Below are 18,057 nucleotides of genomic sequence, written 5' to 3' on the forward strand. Positions count from 1 at the left end.
GGTGTCCTCCTCAGCGGCCGGCCAGTGCGTCGACGATCTTCAGGCGCTTGGCACGCAGCGCCGGCAACAACCCGACGATGATGCCGATCACCACGATCAGGCCCAGCCCCATCAGCCAGGTCGGCGTCGGTACGTGCGGCGGCAGCATGCCCATGCTCTTCGGGCCGATCGCCGGCAGGATCAGTGCGGCCAGGCCCATGCCGATCAGGCCGCCCAGGCCGATCAGCAGCACCGACTCCACCATCACCAGGGTCAGCACGGTGCTGTCCTTGAAGCCCAGCGTCTTCAGCGTGGCCAGCTCCGGCACGCGCTCGCGCACCGCCTGCGCCATGGTGTTGCCGGTCAGCAGCAGCAGGGTGAAGAACACCGCGCCCATGATTGAAGTGACGATCATGCCGATGTCGGCGAACTGCTTGACGAAGGCCTGCTGGAACGCCGACTCGGTCTGGGTCTTGGTCTCGTGGTCGGAGTTGGCCGAGATTGCATCAATGGCCTGCGCTACCCGCGAGGACTGATCCGGGTTGTCCAGCGTCACCGTGTACCAGCTCACCTGGTTCTTGATGTAGTCGTTGGATTCATCGAAGTACTTCCAGTTCATCATCAACTGGCGTTCTTCGTTGGCCGCCAGCGCTCGGTCCTTGGAACGGTAGATGCCCTTCAGTTCCAGCGGCCAGTCGTTGCTGCCGCCGCGCGGGAAGATCGTGGCCTGCAACGGGATGGTGTCGCCGATCTTCCAGCCGAACTGCTTGGCCAGCGATTCGCCGACGATGGCGCCGGTGCGGGTCTGCTTCCAGTCCTCCAGCTGGGCCGGATCGATCTGCAGCTCGCGGTAGACATCGAAGTAGTTGGGCGACACCGAGAAGTTCGGAAAGAAGTTCTTTGGATCCTGGTAGATGCCGCCGAACCACATGCCGTAGGCCACGTCGCGCACGCCGGCCACCTGGCGGATCTGGGTTTCCAGGCGGATCGGCAGCGACTGGGTGATCGACAGCCGCGAGGCCACCACCAGGCGGTTGGCGCCTTCCACGCTGCCGCCGGACGAGAACGCCACGCGCACCGAGTCGAGCATGCCGAACAGCAGGAACGCGGCCACCACCGACAGCAGGGTCAACAGGGTGCGCGTGCGGCTGCGGAACAGCTGCGCCCACACCAACGAGAAGTATTTCATCGCCGTGGCCTCCGTCAGTGGGCCAGCGGCGCGTCGGCCAGCTCGCCCTTGTCCAGGTGCACCGTGTGCGTGGCGTACTCGGCGGCCTTCGGGTCATGGGTGACCATGATGATGGTCTTGCCGTGTTCGCGGTTGAGCTGCTGCAGCAGGCCGAGGATCTCCTCGGCGGACTGGCGGTCGAGGTCGCCGGTGGGTTCGTCGCAGATCAGGAAGGTCGGGTCGGAGACGATCGCCCGCGCGATCGCCACGCGCTGCTGCTGGCCGCCGGACAGTTCATTGGGGCGATGGCTGCGGCGGTCGGCCAGGCCGACCAGGGTCAGCGCGATCTCGGCATTGCGCCGGCGCTGCGCGGCATTGAGATGGGTCAGCAGCAGCGGCAGCTCCACGTTCTTCTGCGCGGTCAGCATCGGCATCAGGTTGTAGAACTGGAACACGAAGCCGACGTGGTGGCTGCGCCAGGTCGACAGCTGGCCGCCGCTCATCTGGTCGATGCGCTCGCCTTCGATGCTGATCTCGCCGCCGCTGGGGTTGTCCAGGCCGCCGATCAGGTTGAGCAGGGTGGTCTTGCCCGAGCCGGACGGGCCCATCAGCGCGACGAAGTCGCCGCTGGCGATGTCCAGGTCGATGCCGTGCAGCACCTGCACTTTCTCGGGGCCACGCTGGTAGGTCTTGGTGATGTTGCGCAGTGAAACCAGGGTCGACATGGGTGGTTCTCCACGGAAGGCGGGAAACGGGGAAGCGCACCTGCGGTGGCCGCAGGCGTGCGTCGAGCGGTGTTGCCGGCGGCGCCCATGGGCGCCAGGCCGTTACTGCGCTTGTTTCTGATGCACCTTGGCGCCATCGCGCAGGGTGTCCGGCGGGTTCACCACCACCGACTCACCCGCGCTGACGCCCTTGAGGATCTGGCGGTCCTTGCCCATCGCCTGGCCGGCCTCGACCGTGCGCTGCTGCACGCGGCTCTGGTCGCCCAGTACGAAGGTCACCGAGGCGCCCTCGCGCTGGACCACCGCGCCAGCCGGCACGCGCACGCCCTGCGGTTTGGCGGCCGCCTGCGGCTGAGCCTGCTCCAGGAAGCTGACCCGCACGCCCATCTCCGGCACGATGCGCGGGTCCTTCACCTTCAGCGCCACGCGCACCTTCACGGTGGCCTTGCCGCGGTCGGCAGTGGGGATGATGGCGATGACCTCGCCCGGAATCTTCCACTCCGGATAGGCGTTGAGCGTGGCTTCCACCGGCATCTTCGGTTGCACGCGGCCGATGAAGGCCTCGCCGACCTCGACTTCGATCTCCAGCGAGTCCATGTCGACGATGGTGCCGATGCCGGTGCGGGTGAAACCACCGCCCGCCGACAGCGGCGAAACGATTTCGCCCGGCTGCGCGGCCTTGGCGGTGACCACGCCGGAGAACGGCGCGCGCACGATGTTGTTGTCCACGCCCAGATCGGCAATGGCCAGCTGGTCGTTGGCGACCTTGACGTTGCGCTGGGCCGTTTCCAGCTGCGCACGCAGGCTGTCGCGCTGGGCCACGGCCTGGTCGTACTGCGAACGTGACACCAGTTGCTGGCCGACCAGCGCCTGCAGGCGGCTGGCTTCGGCGGCGGCCTGCTTCTGCTGTGCCTCCAGCCCGGCCACCTGGCTGCGCGCGGCCTGCAACTGCGAGGCATACAGGCTGCGCTGCGCATCGGCATCGATCGGATCCAGGGTGGCCATCACCTGGCCGGCTTCGACCCGCATGCCTTCCTCGATCATCACCTCGCGCACCTTGCCGGTGATCTTGGCCGAGACCGTGGCCATGCGCCGGGCGACCACGTAGCCACTGGCATCGAGCACCGAACTGCTGGCGCTGCCCTGCTGGATGGCCACTGCGGGCGCGGCTTCCACTTCCACGGCCGGCGCGCGGCCGAACAGGAAGGCCACGGCAGCGGCGATCAGCAGCACGACCACGATGATCGCGATCCACAGCCAACGACGGCCACCGCCATTGCTGCCACCACCGGAGGCGGGCGGCGGCGACTTGCGGTCGATACGGAGTTCCTTCAACAGCTCGGCAGAAGCGTTCATTCGTTCCATCACAGGCGTTCGGGCGGGTGTGGCCGGAAGCGCGGACGGCGGCGGTTCCGGCGGTGGAGCGTGCGGCACAGCATGAAGGCAGGCACAGCGATGACGGCAGTGACAGCTGTCATCCGATGACACTGACGGCGGCAACTGCGAAATGTGACCACGGCGGCACAGGATGGCAACGTCCCCGCTACCGGTACCGCCCATGGATCCGATCGCCCCGTCGCTGGCCCGCCTGCAGCAGGTGCAGGTGCGCTACCGCGACCATACCGCCCTGCAGGGCATCGACCTGCAGGTCCGCGCTGGCCAGGTGCTGGCATTGCTGGGCCGCAACGGTGCCGGCAAGAGTACCGCGATCAGCGTGCTGTTGGGCCTGCGCCGCGCCGATGCCGGCCAGGTCGAGCTGCTCGGTGGCGACCCGCAGCAGCGCAGCAGCCGCCTCGGCCTGGGCGTGATGCTGCAGAGCACCAGCCTGCCGCCGATGCTGCAGGTGGACGAACTGGTGGCGCAGGCCAGCGCCTGCTATCCGGACCCGATGCCGCTGCAGGAGGTGCTGCAGCGCGCAGGCCTGCAGGCACTGGCAGGCCGTCGCTACGGTCAGCTGTCCGGTGGCCAGCAGCGCGCGGTGCAGTTCGCCATCGCGCTGTGTGGCCGCCCGCGCGTGCTGTTCCTGGACGAGCCCACCACCGGCCTGGACATCCAGGCGCGGCAGGCGATGTGGCAGGCGATCCGGCAGCTGGTGGCCGAAGGCTGCGGCGTGCTGCTGACCACCCACTATCTGGAAGAGGCCGAAGCGCTGGCGCAGCAGGTGGTGGTGCTGGAGCAGGGCAGGGTGCTGGCCGACGCACCGTTGAGCGAGCTGCGCCTGGCCGATCGGCCGCGCCGCATCCGCTGCCGCAGCGTGCTGACTGTTGAAGACGTACAGCAGTGGCCGGGCGTGCAGCAGGTGCAGCGTGATGGCGAGCACCTGCAGTTGATGGCAAGCCCGGCCGAGCCGGTGGTGGCGCGCCTGCTGGCCGCCGATGCACAGCTGCGTGAGCTGGAAGTACAGGGCGCGGCACTGGCCGACGCTTTCCTCGACATGACCCGGGAGGCCGCATGAACACGATGACCCGTACCGGCACTACACCCGCGCCGGTATCGGCGTGGCGTCAGGCCTTGCGCCCGTACGGCGCTGAACTGGTGGCGGAGCTGCGCCGCGCCTGGCGTACACCCGCCTTCGCGGTGCCTTCGCTGCTGTTCCCGGTGCTGTTCTACCTGTTGTTCGGCGTGCTGTTGGGCCGCGGCCATGCACCGCTCTACCTGCTGGCCACCTACTGCGTGTTCGGTGCGATGGCCCCGGCCCTGTTCGGCTTCGGCGTGCAGCTGGCGCTGGACCGTGAAGGCGGCCTGCTGACCCTCAAGCGAGCGCTGCCGATGCCGGCGGCGGCACCGTTGCTGGCGCGACTGGCGATGGCCGTGATGTTCGCGTTGCTGGTAGCCGCCCTGTTGATCGGGGTGGCGCGCGCGCTGGGTGGCGTGCAGCTGCAGGCAGTGCAGATGCTGCAGCTGCTGGCGGTGGCGGGCCTGGCAGCGCTGCCGCTGGGGGCGATCGGCCTGCTGATCGGCAGTCATGTCAGTGCCAGCGCGGCGCCGGCGATGGTCAACCTGGTCTACCTGCCGCTGGCCCTGCTGTCGGGCCTGTGGCTGCCGTTGTCGGCGCTGCCCAAGGTGTTCTCGATGATGGCACCGCTGTGGCCAACCTGGCATCTGGCGCAGCTGGCGCTGCCGGTGGTCGGGCTGCCGTCGGTGGGCAGCATGGCTGGCCACCTGCTGGTGCTGCTGGCGGTCACGGTGGTGGCGCTGCTGCTGGCACGCCGCCGCCTGCGCCGGATCGGCTGAACTGGCATGATCGGCAGCGATCATTCCCGCCTGGATTCTTCCGTGTCGTCGAGCTGGCTTGCGTCCCTGCTGCGCCCCGCGCCGGACTCGGCGGTGGCCGACCTGCTGCGGCGTGGCAAGTCGCCCTGGAGCGGTGCGATCCACCTGCTGTGGTCGGTCTGGATCTTCCTCACCCCGGTGCTCGGCAATGGCTTCACGGTGCGCTGGCTGCTGCTGACCGTGGCCAGCTATCCGCTGTTCCTGCTGCTCTATGCGAAGGTGATGCTGGCGCCACGGCACCACGCATGGCGCTATGCGCTGGGCATGATCCTGATGGCCCTGGTGCTGCTGCCGTGGTATCCGTCGGGACTGAGCTACTTCGTGTTCGGTTGCGTGATGATCCGCATGAGCAGCCGTGGCGGCTGGTGGGTGTACCTGTTGCAGCTCACCGGCCTGAACCTGTTGTTCTGCGGCGCTGCGCTCTACGTCGGTTATCCGTGGCAAGCCATGGTGTGGATGCCGGCCGTGTCGTTCATCGTCGGCCTGGTGGTGAACGTGGAGGCCTTGAGCCATCAACGGGACGTTGCCCTGCAGCTGTCCCAGGACGAGGTGCGGCGGCTGGCCACCACCGCCGAGCGCGAGCGTATCGGCCGCGATCTGCATGACCTGCTGGGCCACACGCTGTCGCTGATCACGCTGAAGCTGGAACTGGCGCGCAAGCTGTACGACCGTGATGACGCGCGCGCGCGGCAGGAGATCGGCGAAGCCGAGGCGATCGCCCGCGAGGCGCTGGCCCAGGTGCGCAGTGCGGTGACCGGCATCCGCGCCAGCGACCTGGCTGGCGAGCTGGCCTCGGCGCGCCTGCTGCTGGAATGCCAGCAGGTACACCTGCAGTACACACCGCCGCCGCCGATGCCGGTCGACGTGGAACGTGGGCTGGCGCTGGTGCTGCGCGAGGCTGCGACCAACATCGTGCGCCACGCGCAGGCGACCCGGGTGCAGGTGGATTTCATGCTTGAGGAACGACAGTTGGTGATGCAGATACGCGATGACGGCCGCGGTGGCGTACAGGCCGAGGGCAACGGATTGTGTGGCATGCGCGAACGGGCGATGGCGCTGGGCGGCCAGTTGTCACTGCAGTCGCCGCGCGGAGAAGGCACGGTAGTGACCGTGCGCGTGCCACTGGTGGCCGCGACCACGCCGCTGTCGCCAGCGTCATTGGCACGGGATGGTGCCGCATGATCCGCATCCTGCTGGCCGAAGACCAGGCGATGGTGCGCGGTGCATTGTCGGCGCTGCTGGGCCTGGAGCCGGACATCGAGGTGCTGGGCAGCGCTGCTGACGGCGAGGCGGCGTGGCGCATGCTGCAGCAGCTGCAGCCGGACATTCTGGTCACTGACATCGAAATGCCTGGCCTGTCCGGGCTGGAACTGGCCCAGCGCATCGCCCGCCACGAGTTGCCGATCAAGGTCGTGATCGTGACCACCTTCGCCCGTGCCGGCTTCCTGCGCCGCGCGCTGGAAGCGGGCGTGCTGGGCTACCTGCTGAAGGACGCACCAGCCGAGAACCTGGCCGATGCCCTGCGCAAGGTGAAGCAGGGCATCCGCGCGATCGACCCGCAGCTGGCGCTGGATGCGTGGTCGCAGGCCGACCCGCTGACCGACCGCGAACGCCGCGTGCTGCGGCTGGCGGGCGAGGGCCGTACCGCCAGCGAGATTGCCGAGCAGCTGGGGTTGTCGCACGGTACGGTGCGCAATTACCTGTCCGAGTGCATCGGCAAGCTGGGTGTGGCCAATCGGATCGAGGCGTACCGGCTGGCGCGGCAGAAGGGATGGTTGTAGCGGCGTGCGCCGACGCACTGGTAGCGCCGGGCGCTGCCCGGCGGATCGTTTCCGCGCCTGCGGAGAGGTGTCACTTTCTTTGCGCGTGCACCACGCTGCAGGAGCAGCGTGGAACGGCGTAGCCGGCCCGTAGGGTGGCGCACATGGATGTGCGCCATCAAGAAAGTAACCAAAGAAACGCTCCGCCGGCCGCGAGCCGGCGTGCTTTGCACGCCGGTGCCCTGCGCTCCTCGGTCCGTCGAGGGACGGCGCGGGAACTCGCTGCGCTCAGACACCCGCACCTCTTCGCCCTCGCCGGACCTGCGGTGCTCGGCTCGCTCAAGGCGGACTGGAAGGTCAAGATCAACGGCAACAACATCCACGCATGGCGTGGATCTACTGGGTGCAGCTGTCGCTCTTGATGTTGGGTCCGCCTTGAGCGAGCCGAGCATCGCAGGGGAATCAGGGGCGAAGAGGCGCCGGTGTTTGAGCGTAGCGAGTTCGGCGCCGTCCCCTGATTCACCGAGAAGCACAGGGCACCGGTGCGCAGCACCGGCTCGCGCTCTGGCGGCGCGTTTCTTTTGGTTACTTTTCTTTTCGCGCGAAAAGAAAAGTGACACCCCCCCGCAGTCGCGGAAACAATCCGCCGGGAACTCCCGGCGAACCCTTTCAATCCTTCCCGCGCGCCATCGCCTGGAACACGCCATCCCGCCGCACCCACAGGTGGAACAGCGCCGCCCCCACATGCATCAGCACCGTGGCGAACAACACATACGCCAGCAGGCTGTGCGCATTACGCAGCGCGGCATACAACGCCGGGGTGTGCGGCACGATAGGCGGCAGGTGCAGGCCGCCCCACAGCACGATCGGGTAACCGCCGGCCGACAGCATCGCCCAGCCGATCAACGGCATCGCCAGCATCAGCGCATACAGCATCCAGTGCGAGGCCTTGGCCGCCATCACCTGCCACACCGGCAGGTCGGCCGGCAGTGGCGGCGGGCGGTGGCGCAGCCGGTTGTACAGGCGCAGCAGCACCAGCAGCAGGATCGCGATGCCCAGTGGTCGGTGCAGGTCGATCAGCATCGGCCGCAGGTGCAGCGAGGCGACCATGGTCACGCCGATGAACAGCATGGCGATGATCATCAGCGCCATGGTCCAGTGCAGCACCCGCGCCAGCAGGTTGAAGTGGCCGTTGCCGGTGCTCATCGTGCGGCCTCCTTCGGTTGCTCGACGTTGCCGCTGGCGCGCTCGCGCTCGCGGCGGTTGAAGGATTGCGAATACACCGCCGAGCGGGCCGCCAGGATCGGATCGTCACTGCCGCGCACGCCGCTGGGCAGAATCAGCGGATCGAAGTTGATCTGGCCGCACGCGCCTTTTTCCTGCGACTGCATGCGGTCCAGGCTGAGTACGCCGGCCACCACCTGATCACGCGACTCTGGCCACGGCACCGATGGATCATCGATGGCATCGCCGGGCGCGGCGGTGGTGACGACCAGGTTCCAGCGCACCGGGCCGCTGGCCAGGCGTTGCTGCAGTTCCTGGCTGAGGAAATCGGCACTGGCCTGCTTGCGCGTTTCCGCATCCATCTCCACCACCGGCGCCTGTGGCTGCCAGCGCCAGCGCACCGCACGCTTCTGGCCCTGCGCGTTGGTGAACCAGAAGCTGTTGACGCTGTTGAAGGTGGTGTCAGCCCAGCTGCTGGTCCAAGGTGCCGTCCTGGCCCACTGCTGGAACGCCTGTGCACTGGGGTATTTCGCCAGCACCGCGGCCATCTTCTGCGGGTCGGGCTTGCCGGTGGTCGGGTCGGGAATGGAGGCGCGCGTCTGCTCGTAGAACGCCTCGGCATCGGGCACCGCGAAGAACGGGAAGCTGTTCATCGCCATGCGCCATTCCTGGCCATCATCGCTGACCATCTGCACCGCCAGGCTGCGTACGCGCGCGGTGTTGTCGGCACCGTAGGGATCACCACCGCCGATCGACAGGCGGCCCATCACCGGCACGCGGCGCTGCGAGAACACCCGTGCACTGGACAGGGTAGGGGCCTGTGCACTGGGTTCGAACCAGCCGCTCACGCAGATGCCCTTGCTGTGCGCCCGGCGGAACCCGGGATGTGCCGGGCCGGTGGCTTCGATGGTGTCGGTGAAGCGCTGCGCGGTCAGGCGGCCGCCAATCCAGCCGGCCAGCCAGGCGAAGGCCAGCGCGACCGCACCCAGAATGAGTGCGATCAGTGCGATCCAGAGCAGGGGTGAATGCTTGCGTGGCGCGCCCGGCGTCTGGGCAGCGCGGGTGTAGCGGAAGAGCGACATGGTCGGAGTCCTGCCTTCACGGAGCGTGTGGGTGGTCGACCCACACATCCTCGCAGAACCCGGCCGGGGCCGAAATTCAATTTTTCGTCAGATTTTCCGGGGACGGCGTGCCGACCAACGGTCGGCACCCACCCGATCAGCTGTAGCGCTGCTTCAGCATCGCCCACGCCGAGCGCAGCGCCAGCGCTTCGCCACCGGCCGGACGGCCCGGGCGCTCGCCGTCGTTCCAGGCATACACGTCCAGATGCGCCCAGCGCTGGCCGTCTTCCAGGAAGCGTTCCAGGTACAGCGCGGCGGTAACCGAGCCGGCCATGCGCGAACCGGCGTTGGCCAGGTCGGCGATGCCGCTGCTCAGGTAGCGCAGGTAGGGGCGCCACAGCGGCATGCGCCAGACCGGGTCGCGGGTCGCGTCACCGGCCTGCAGCCACTGCTGGGCCACCGTGTCGTCGTTGCTGAACAGCGCCGGCAGGTCCGGGCCCAGGGCGATGCGCGCGGCACCGGTGAGGGTGGCGAAGTCCAGCACCAGGTCCGGTTTCTGCTCACCGGCGAAGGTCAATGCGTCGCACAGGATCACGCGGCCCTCGGCGTCGGTGTTGTCGATCTCCACGCTCAGGCCCTTGCGGGTGGCGATGACCTCGCCCGGACGGAACGCATCGGGGCCGATCGCGTTTTCCACTGCCGGCACCAGCAGGGTCAGGCGCACCGGCAGCCCGCGCGCCATCACCAGGCCGGCCAGGGCCAGTGCGTGCGCGGCGCCGCCCATGTCCTTCTTCATGTTGCGCATGCCGTCGGCCGGCTTGATGTCCAGCCCGCCGGTATCGAAGCACACGCCCTTGCCGACCAGCACCAGCGCCGGGTCGGTTTCCCTGCCCCAGCGCAGCACGACCAGGCGGGGTGCACGGTGCGAAGCGCGGCCCACGGCGTGGATGGCCGGGAAATTCTGCTTCAGCAGTTCGTCGCCGGTAATCGCCTCGACCTGCGCACCATGTGCGTCGGCCAGCGCGCGCGCGGCGTCTTCCAGCTGCTGCGGGCCCATGTCTTCGGTCGGGGTGTTGACCCAGTCGCGCACGCGCAGGCTGGCGGCGATCAGGTCGGCCACTTCGCCGGTCGGCGAGGCTACCAGCTGCGCCGGTGCGCGGTTGCGCTTGCGATAGCGGTCAAAGCGGTAGCTGCCCAGGCCCCAGCCCAGCTGCAGCAGCGCCAGTTCGGCGGCCGGCAGTTCATTGGCCAGCTGCCAGACGCTGCCTTCCGGCAGCGCGTGCGGCGCATGCGCATAGCTGTAGGCATCGGCACGATCACCCACGCCCATCACGGCACCGGCCAGGCCATCGGCGCCCGGCAGCAGTGCCACGCTGTGGGCGCCGGCGTTGAAGCCCTGCGATGCCAGCCACGCCTGCGTGGCAGCCGGCTGGCTGTCCTTCCAGGCGGCGAACTGCTCGCGGTCCAGCACGTACAACGGCAGCGCCGCAGCGGTGTCGGCGGTGAAACCAGTGATCTCGCTCATGCGTCAGGTACTCCGGGGTGCGGCGGCGTCGAGGTTGGCATCCAACCAGTCGGCCAGGCCGGTAAGGGTGTCGAACTGCAGGTCCGGCTGCAGCTGCGGATGGGTCCAGGTGGCTGCGTCGCGGTTGATCCAGCAGCCGCGCAGGCCGGCGGCAATCGCCCCGGCCACGTCCATGTCGGCATGGTCGCCGACGTGCAGCACCTGTGCCGGTGCCACACCCAGGCGGGTGCACGCGGCATGGAAGATGCTGGCTTCGGGCTTGGCCGCGCCGTGTTCGCGCGAACCCAGCTGGAAGGCGAAATGATGGGCCAGGCCGATCCGCTCCAGGTCGGCGTTGCCGTTGCTCAGCGCCGCCACCGGTACCCGTGCGGCAATGCGCGCCAGCGCGTCGATCGCATCGGGATAGCACTCCACCTGGTTGCGCGCGGCGTAGAACACTTCATACGCAGGCTCCAGCAGATCGAGGCTGGCACCGCTGGCGTGCAGTGCTTCGTGCAGGGTCAGCCGGCGCAGCGCACTCAGGTCGTGGTGGAGGTGCGGATGGGCGTGGTACAGCCGCTCGCGCAGTTCGCGCATCGCCTCCACCGGATACATCGCGGCGGTAGCGGGGCTGTGTTCGCACATCCAGGCGTGCAGGACCTGTTCGATGCGGGCGCCGATCGGAGCGAACGGCCACAGCGTGTCGTCAAGGTCGAGGGTGATGGCTTGGACGGGGAAATTCACCCCGCCATTCTACCCCTGCCCGCGCGGGCTTTCATTCCAGCAGGCGTGCCCAGCCCTGCATGCCGTCCAGGCGTGCCAGCACCAGCTTGATGCACACCAGCAGCGGCACCGCCAGCAGCAGCCCGATCATGCCCCAGGCCCAGCCGAACACCATCAGCGCCAGGATCAGCACCAGCGGCGACAGCTTCATCCGATGGCCCAGCACGATCGGGGTCACCATCTGCCCTTCCAGTGTGTGCAGGCCCAGGTAGGCGGCCGCTGGCAGCAGGGCCTGCAGCGGGTCGCGGAACTCGACGAAGCCCATCAACAGCATCAGCGCCACGCCGATCAACGGACCCACATACGGCGCAAAATTCAGCAGCGCGGCCACCGTGCCCCACAGCAGCGCTTCCTGCAGGCCGATACCGAGCAGCATCAGCACGCCGGCGAACACCAGCCCGACCAGAGTGTTGATGACGCTGATGGTCAGCACGTAACGCGAGACCTCGCGTTCGATCGAACGCAGGATGTCCGTAGTGAAGCGCTGCTGCTGGCGGTTGGGGAACAGGGCGATCGCCGCGCGCTGCAGGCTCTGCCCGTAGATCATGAAGAACAGCGTCAGCAGCACCACGGCCAACACCGAGGCAGCCAGCCGCGGTGCACGGGTCAGCATGCGGTACGGGTCGTCCAGCTGGGTACGGATCACCTGCACCTTGTGGTTGCTGTCACCACCGGCCACACGGGCGAAGTTTTCCGCCGCCTGGTTGGCCTGCTGCACCGGCTTGGTCAGGTCCTGCACCTGGCGGGCGACCTTGCGCAGCTGCTGTGGGGCTTCCTGCGCCCATTCCATCGCCGGGCCGATGAGCTGCACGGCGAGCGAACCGGTCACGCCCAGGCCGGCGCCGAGGATCAACAGTGCGCCCAGCGCGCGCGGAATCCACAGCTTCTGCAGCAGGCGCAGGATCGGGTTGCCGACCAGGGCGAAGAACATCGCCAGCAGCACCGGCAGGATGATGTCCTGCGCGGCCCACAGCGTGTAGCCCACCGCCAGGGTCGCCAGCACCACCAGCGACATCGGCCCGCGCGGGCGCGACGGTGGTGGCAGCGCTGCCTCTGGCTCGTCGGGGCCGGCCGGTGGCGGGGACAGGAGGGACTCGCTCATCGACGCATCAACCGGAAAGGGGAGCGCATTATCCGCCGGCCGCGATCGGCGCGGCGGATTCCATGGATCAACGTTCGGACAGCTCGGTGGCCGCTTCGGCCGGACGCGGTCCGCGCAGGTCCGGTTCTGGCTCCGGCACGGAGCGTGGTGCCGGTGCCGGCCGTGCTCCGGCAGCGGAGGTCGCTGCCTGTGCCTGCTCGCTGGCATCGTCGGCTTCTTCGGCCGCATCGTCGGCGGTGGCCGCAGCCTGCGCCGCCATCGCCGTGGCGAACGCCGCCTGCGCACTGGCGAACAGGTTCGAGACCGAACCGACCATCTGCAGCCAGCGGGCACCGTTGACCTTGCCCGGTACCTCCAGCTTGCCGGCGATGAAGCCACCGGCAAGGCCGACCACCACGATGCGCAACGGCGACCAGCCCTGTCGCCACACCTGGCCGAGGGTGGACCAGTGGTCCTGGGTCTCGCCCAGGCGCACGGTCACCACCTGTTCACAGCGCTTTACCCGCCGCTGCAGCGCGCCGAACTTCATGGCTTGCCCTCGGGCAGCTGCACGCCGGCATCAGGGTCGTCTTCGCTGGGTTCGTCAAACAGGCCCAGGCGTGACAGCTGACGCCGGGTGGCGTGCATGCCGGTGTGGTGGAAGAAGTAGGACACCCGCCAGATCGCATAGCCGGTGACGGCCAGGCTCAGCAGCGAGGTGATCAGCAGGGCCTGCAGCCAACTCAGGCCCCAGCTCTGCAGCAGCGCGATGAGGGTGGCGGCCATCAGCAGCCACGCCGAGGCACCAAACACGATCGCCACGCCGGCCCAGGCCAGCGCACGACCGAATGCGCTGCGCGCCAGCGCGAAGTCGGCCGAGGCCAGCCGGCGCAGTGAACGCAGCGTGTGCTTGGCCGAATCGGCAGCGGCACGACCGGCCGCGCCGACCTGGCGGATACTCTCATCCAGCGGCGGGGTGGCCGCCGGATCAGGCGCTTGCGTGTTGTCTTCGCTCACGCTGCGGCTTACTTGTCGCTGCTGCCGCGGGCCAGCTTGGCGATGATCCAGCCGGCTGCGAAGGCGACGCCGAACGAGGCCAGCGGACGTTCGCGGATCAGTTCGGCGGCGCTGTCGATCAGGTCCTTGCCCTTGTCCATCAGCGCATCGACCTGTTCCTTGGCGGCGGCACCGCCGAACTCGGCGGCGGCCAGGCCGGACAGTGCACTGTCGGACAACTCAGCCTTGACGTTGGCCTTGCCGATGCGAAGCTCGTCGGTCGCTGCACCGGTTGCACCCTTGATCGCACCGCCGGCGGCCGTAGCGGCCTGCTTCAGGTGGGAACCGGCTTCACCCAGGTGTTCCTTCAGGTTCTCGGTATTGGTGGGGCTCATCGAATCACTCCTGTTGCGATGGGGGAACGGGAGTCGGCGGTGCCGACCTGGACTGACAGCAATAGCATTGCCGGGGTATAGGGGGTGTTACGGCAGGGCGATCAGCGCATCACGAGCTGGCCCTGCTGCTGGCCATTGTTGCGCAGCACGCGCAGCACCAGCGTCGGCGGGCGCTGCTGGAAGTTGGCGCGCCAGCTGGCCAGGTCGGCGAATTCACCGACGGTGGCGTCGGTGATGATGTCGCCCTGCTGCAGGCCGTTGCTGGCGGCGCGGCTGCCGCGCTTGACCTCGCTGACCAGCACGCCGCTGGCGCCTGACTGGCGCAGCGACTCGGGCAGGTCGACGAAGGTGGCCCCGCCCAGGCGCGGGTCCAGGCTGTCGCCGGTGACCGCGCGTGCCTGTTCCTTCAGCGTCGCCTTGATCTGCAGCGGCTTGCCTTCGCGGCGTACGTCCAGCGTCATCGGGCTGCCGACCGCCGCCAGGCCTTCCACGTTGTGCAGGGCTTCGGCGCTGTCCACGCGCTGGCCATTGGCCGACACCACCACGTCGCCCGGCTTCAGGCCGGCGGCGGCGGCCGCCGAACCGGCCAGCACGCGGGTGATCAGCGCACCGCGGGTTTCGCCCAGGCCCAGGCCCTGCGCGATCTGCGCGGTCAGGTTCTGGCTTTCCACGCCCAGCGTGCCGCGCACCACCACGCCGTGTTTGACCAGCTGGTCGACCACGCTGCGCGCCAGGTTCGAGGGAATCGCCAGGCCCAGGCCGATGTTGCCGGCCATGCTGCCCTGCGGGTTGAAGCTGGCAGTGTTGATGCCGACCAGTTGGCCCTGCAGGTCGACCAGCGCGCCACCCGAGTTGCCCGGGTTGATCGACGCGTCGGTCTGGATGAAGTTCTGGTAGCCCAGCCCGCGGATGCCGCTGCGGCCCACCGCCGAGACGATGCCCGAAGTGACCGTCTGGCTGAAGCCGAACGGATTGCCGATGGCCACCACGAAGTCGCCCACCCGCAGCTGGTCGCTGTTGCCGAGCTTGATGTCGGTCAGGTTCTGCGCCGGAATGCGGATCAGCGCGATGTCGGTATCGCGGTCCGAGCCGAGGAATTCGGCCTTGACCGTGCGCCCGTCGGCCAGTGTCACCTGTACGTCATCGGCGTTGTCGATGACATGGTGGTTGGTCAGCACCAGGCCCTCCCTGGCGTCGATGATCACGCCCGAGCCCAGCGATTCGTTGATGCGTTCCTGCGGGATGTCCGGGAACAGGCGGCGGAAGAACGGGTCGTTGAAGAAGGGATTGCGTACGCGCACCACCTGCTTGGTGTTGACGCTGACCACGGCCGGCATCGCCTTCTCCAGCATCGGTGCCAGTGACGGAACCTGCTGCCCGGCCACTGCGGCTGGCAGTGCCGCCATGGTCGGCACCACCGCTGGAAGCGGAGCGGCATCGGCACGGTTGTCCAGGTGGGCGTTGATGCCGGTGGCAACGAAGCCACCGAAGGCGGCGGCGATTGCGAGCGTGAGCAGGGTAGGTAGCGGTCGCATGGGAGTCGGTTCGCTGGCGGGAATGGGGGCGGTTCGGCTCTACGGTAAAACAAGCTGAATGAGTGTGTCGCGATCTGGATAAATGCGCCATGAAAACCGCGCGTCGGGAGCGCGGATCGCGACGACCAGCACTGGGCCGGTGACGACAGCGGAGGCGGCGCCCGGCAGTGTGTGGACGTCAGCCGCAGGTCGCGCGGATACAGGACGATACTTGCGCAGTTCTGCGCATCCCGGTGCCGCGACGCGCCATATTGCATGCCTTCCGCGGCACCCGGGCGGGTGCACACAACCAATGCCTGTCACGACGCGGATCATGCGGCGCAGCACTGAAAAAAAGGGGTTTCCTGTAAACACGGTGTGCCTGCAGGGATGGTCGACTACACCATCGCCGTCGCAGCAGATGCGATTGGTGGCGCATGCCCCGTTCCACGATCGTCAATGTCGGTATAGCATCGCCCCGTTTTGATACTTAAGGCCCCCAGGAGGGCAACATGAGCAACGGTAATGGTGTGTCGGTCGTGACCGACGCTGTCGAGAACGTCAAAGAAACCGCCACCAACGTTGGCGAGACCATCGCCCACGCTGCCGAAGACGCAGTGAAGTCGGTCAAGAAGACCGTCAAGCGCGCCACCAAGGCTGCCGGTACCCGCGTTGCCAAGGCCAAGAAGGCCGTGGCCAAGGTCGAGAAGACCGTTGCCAAGAAGGCCGAAAAGGCTGCCAAGTCGGTCGGCAAGACTGTTGCCAACGCCAAGAAGAAGCTGGAAGCGGCCAAGAAGAACGCCAAGGCCGAAGCCGCTGCCCTGAAGAAGGAAGTGGCCAAGAAGAAGGCCGCTGCAGGCAAGGCTGTGACCAAGAAGGCCGCCGCTGCCAAGAAGACCACCAAGGCCGCCACCAAGGCTGCCGGCAAGAAGGTCGCCACCGTGAAGAAGGCTGCCACCAAGAAGGCCGCCGTCGCCAAGAAGACCGTTGCCAAGAAGACCGCGGCCGCCAAGAAGGTGGTCGGCAAGAAGGTCGCCACCGCCAAGAAGGCTGTGGCCAAGAAGACCGTCGCCGCCAAGAAGGTCGCTGGCAAGAAGGCCGTGGCTGCGAAGAAGGTTGTCGGCAAGAAGGTTGCCGCCACCAGGAAGGTCGCCACCAAGAAGACCGCCGCCGCCAAGAAGGTTGTCGGCAAGAAGGCTGCCGTCGCCAAGAAGGCCGTCGGCAAGAAGACCGCTGCTGCCAGGAAGGTTGTCGGCAAGAAGACCGCCGTTGCCAAGAAGGCAGCTGGCAAGAAGGTTGCCGCCACCCGCAAGACGGTTGCCAAGAAGGCTGCCCCGCTGAAGAAGGTCGCTGCCAAGAAGGCTCCGGCCAAGAAGGCCGTGCGCAAGGCCGTCAAGCGCAAGTAATCGCGCCGTGACCGAAGGCCCTGCCACCCACCGGGTGGTGGGGCCTTTCGCGTTTCCGGGACACTGTCCGGGGCAAGATGCAGGTTCTTTCCGCCGGAGCCCCGGGCATGCGCGGTATCGACTTCAGTTCCTGGCAGGGCGTGCTGTCCACCTTGGCCGGCCTGGTCCTGATCACCCTGCTGGGCGTGGGCATCCGCCTGCTGGTGATGCAGACCCTGCAACAGCGCCGCGAGCGCGAGAACCGGCAGATCAACGAACGGCTGCGCACGCTGATGGCGGCCTACAAGACCCTGGGCGGTTCGTTCACCGGCGAACTGGGCGTGGATCCCAGCCATCGCCGCGACCTGCGCCAGCGCGAAGATGCCGAAGGCATCGCCGAACCCCGCTCGGATCGCGCGCGCCGCATCCGCGATGCCGTTGAAGCGGCGCTGTCGGACATCCTGCTGCTGGGCACCGACGAACACGTGCGGTTGGCTGCGCGCGCTGCCAACGATCTTGCACAGGGGCGACCGGTGCATACCCACGAACTGGTGGTCTCGCTGCGCGACTTCGTGCGCGAAGCGCTGGACCTGGCGCCGATTCCGGCCGACCTGCAGATACCGCCGCAGGGGCCGACCCGGCCGGGCGGTGCCAGTGGCAAGGGCCGCAACGACGGCGATGCCAAGGGCGGTCGTGCGGGCGGAGGCGGCGGTGGCGGAATGGGGGCCGGCATGGGCGGTGTGGGCCTCGGCGCCGGCGCCGCACTGGGCGCCGGCCATGCCTCCGCCAGCGATGAAACGGACGCGCGCTGAGCACGTCCGCCCGGTTCAGCGGGTCAGTTCGTAGATCGGCACGAAGCCACCGTAGATCATCCGCGCGCCGTCGAACGGCATCGGATTCGTCGCCGGATCAAACCTTGGGTCTTCCATCATCTTCTTCATGCCCGCGTCGCGGGTCGGCTTGTCCGGCCATTCGATCCAGGAAAACACCACCGTCTCATCCGGCGTGGCTTTCACCGCGCCGAAAAAGTCGGTGGTCTTGCCGTGCGGCACGTCGTCACCCCAGCACTCGACCACGCGCAGCGCGCCGTACTCGATGAAAACGGGATCCCCTGTGCGTGCATGGGCGAGGAACTTCTCTTTGTTGGCGGTGGGCACCGCCAGGACGAAACCATCGATGTAGCTCATTGCCTGCCTCCGGATGGACCGT

19 protein-coding genes are annotated in these 18,057 nt (G+C 67.9%); 6 read left to right on the forward strand and 13 right to left on the reverse strand.

Annotation, left to right across the window (positions count from 1 at the left end; genetic code table 11):
- Positions 1-10: 10 nt before the first annotated feature.
- The 3 genes from JLDANKMP_RS19350 to JLDANKMP_RS19360 all read right to left on the reverse strand — a co-directional run bounded on the left by JLDANKMP_RS19350 (position 11) and on the right by JLDANKMP_RS19360 (position 3,228).
- Positions 11-1,168 (reverse strand): ABC transporter permease, encoded by a 1,158-nt coding sequence (locus JLDANKMP_RS19350; protein ID WP_212561866.1) that lies wholly within the window; start codon positions 1,166-1,168, stop codon positions 11-13.
- Between the two features lie 14 nt (positions 1,169-1,182).
- Positions 1,183-1,872, reverse strand: a complete 690-nt coding sequence (locus tag JLDANKMP_RS19355; RefSeq protein WP_004137569.1) for an ABC transporter ATP-binding protein — start codon at positions 1,870-1,872, stop codon at positions 1,183-1,185.
- 102 nt (positions 1,873-1,974) lie between these two features.
- Positions 1,975-3,228: an efflux RND transporter periplasmic adaptor subunit gene (locus tag JLDANKMP_RS19360; protein WP_212561867.1), complete on the reverse strand. Its 1,254-nt coding sequence runs from the start codon at positions 3,226-3,228 to the stop codon at positions 1,975-1,977.
- A 202-nt stretch (positions 3,229-3,430) separates the two neighbouring features.
- Between JLDANKMP_RS19360 and JLDANKMP_RS19365 the strand changes: the two genes are divergently transcribed.
- The 4 genes from JLDANKMP_RS19365 to JLDANKMP_RS19380 are packed head-to-tail and all read left to right on the forward strand — an operon-like array spanning position 3,431 to position 6,926.
- Positions 3,431-4,327, forward strand: coding sequence for an ABC transporter ATP-binding protein (locus JLDANKMP_RS19365; RefSeq protein ID WP_049403473.1), 897 nt, complete (start codon positions 3,431-3,433; stop codon positions 4,325-4,327).
- Positions 4,324-5,106 carry an ABC transporter permease gene (locus JLDANKMP_RS19370; protein WP_049433627.1) on the forward strand — a complete coding sequence of 261 codons (783 nt, stop codon included), beginning with the start codon at positions 4,324-4,326 and terminating at the stop codon, positions 5,104-5,106. Before JLDANKMP_RS19365 ends, JLDANKMP_RS19370 begins: the two co-directional genes overlap by 4 nt.
- Positions 5,107-5,112: 6 nt before the next feature.
- Positions 5,113-6,327, forward strand: coding sequence for a sensor histidine kinase (locus tag JLDANKMP_RS19375; RefSeq protein ID WP_049460177.1), 1,215 nt, complete (start codon positions 5,113-5,115; stop codon positions 6,325-6,327).
- Positions 6,324-6,926: a response regulator transcription factor gene (locus JLDANKMP_RS19380; RefSeq protein ID WP_005407733.1), complete on the forward strand. Its 603-nt coding sequence runs from the start codon at positions 6,324-6,326 to the stop codon at positions 6,924-6,926. The genes JLDANKMP_RS19375 and JLDANKMP_RS19380 overlap by 4 nt, the downstream gene beginning before the upstream one ends.
- 648 nt (positions 6,927-7,574) lie before the next feature.
- Here JLDANKMP_RS19380 and JLDANKMP_RS19385 read toward each other — a convergent pair.
- From JLDANKMP_RS19385 to JLDANKMP_RS19425, 9 genes are all read right to left on the reverse strand, one after another.
- Complete coding sequence (locus tag JLDANKMP_RS19385; RefSeq protein WP_088436371.1) at positions 7,575-8,111, reverse strand: cytochrome b; 537 nt, start codon at positions 8,109-8,111, stop codon at positions 7,575-7,577.
- Entirely contained in the window at positions 8,108-9,211 is a 1,104-nt protein-coding gene (locus tag JLDANKMP_RS19390; RefSeq protein WP_212561869.1) for a catalase family peroxidase, read from the reverse strand. The genes JLDANKMP_RS19385 and JLDANKMP_RS19390 overlap by 4 nt, the downstream gene beginning before the upstream one ends.
- A 136-nt stretch (positions 9,212-9,347) precedes the next feature.
- Positions 9,348-10,715, reverse strand: coding sequence for a M17 family metallopeptidase (locus JLDANKMP_RS19395; protein ID WP_005411979.1), 1,368 nt, complete (start codon positions 10,713-10,715; stop codon positions 9,348-9,350).
- Between the two features lie 3 nt (positions 10,716-10,718).
- Positions 10,719-11,438 (reverse strand): HAD-IA family hydrolase, encoded by a 720-nt coding sequence (locus tag JLDANKMP_RS19400; protein ID WP_212561871.1) that lies wholly within the window; start codon positions 11,436-11,438, stop codon positions 10,719-10,721.
- Positions 11,439-11,469: 31 nt separating this feature from the next.
- Complete coding sequence (locus tag JLDANKMP_RS19405; protein WP_212561872.1) at positions 11,470-12,579, reverse strand: AI-2E family transporter; 1,110 nt, start codon at positions 12,577-12,579, stop codon at positions 11,470-11,472.
- 67 nt (positions 12,580-12,646) lie between these two features.
- The gene (locus tag JLDANKMP_RS19410; RefSeq protein WP_212561874.1) at positions 12,647-13,108 is read right to left on the reverse strand and encodes a protein sip-5; all 462 of its coding nucleotides are present in this window, start codon (positions 13,106-13,108) and stop codon (positions 12,647-12,649) included.
- Positions 13,105-13,575, reverse strand: coding sequence for a phage holin family protein (locus tag JLDANKMP_RS19415; RefSeq protein WP_005407741.1), 471 nt, complete (start codon positions 13,573-13,575; stop codon positions 13,105-13,107). The genes JLDANKMP_RS19410 and JLDANKMP_RS19415 overlap by 4 nt, the downstream gene beginning before the upstream one ends.
- An 8-nt stretch (positions 13,576-13,583) precedes the next feature.
- Positions 13,584-13,949, reverse strand: a complete 366-nt coding sequence (locus JLDANKMP_RS19420) for a hypothetical protein (RefSeq protein ID WP_004153835.1) — start codon at positions 13,947-13,949, stop codon at positions 13,584-13,586.
- A 101-nt stretch (positions 13,950-14,050) separates the two neighbouring features.
- Positions 14,051-15,484: a Do family serine endopeptidase gene (locus JLDANKMP_RS19425; protein WP_012478904.1), complete on the reverse strand. Its 1,434-nt coding sequence runs from the start codon at positions 15,482-15,484 to the stop codon at positions 14,051-14,053.
- Between the two features lie 491 nt (positions 15,485-15,975).
- Between JLDANKMP_RS19425 and JLDANKMP_RS19430 the strand changes: the two genes are divergently transcribed.
- Together JLDANKMP_RS19430 and JLDANKMP_RS19435 are read left to right on the forward strand one after the other, a co-directional pair.
- A complete protein-coding gene (locus JLDANKMP_RS19430) occupies positions 15,976-16,869 on the forward strand; it encodes a histone (protein WP_212561875.1) in 894 nt (297 codons plus the stop codon).
- Between the two features lie 107 nt (positions 16,870-16,976).
- A complete protein-coding gene (locus JLDANKMP_RS19435; protein ID WP_212561877.1) occupies positions 16,977-17,660 on the forward strand; it encodes a hypothetical protein in 684 nt (227 codons plus the stop codon).
- Between the two features lie 15 nt (positions 17,661-17,675).
- Here the strand turns inward: JLDANKMP_RS19435 and JLDANKMP_RS19440 are convergent, their stop codons facing one another.
- Positions 17,676-18,035: a DUF1428 domain-containing protein gene (locus JLDANKMP_RS19440; protein ID WP_005407745.1), complete on the reverse strand. Its 360-nt coding sequence runs from the start codon at positions 18,033-18,035 to the stop codon at positions 17,676-17,678.
- Between the last annotated feature and the right edge of the window lie 22 nt (positions 18,036-18,057).

Source organism: Stenotrophomonas sp. PE591 (genome assembly GCF_018320795.1).
In the GTDB taxonomy this organism is placed as follows: domain Bacteria; phylum Pseudomonadota; class Gammaproteobacteria; order Xanthomonadales; family Xanthomonadaceae; genus Stenotrophomonas; species Stenotrophomonas maltophilia.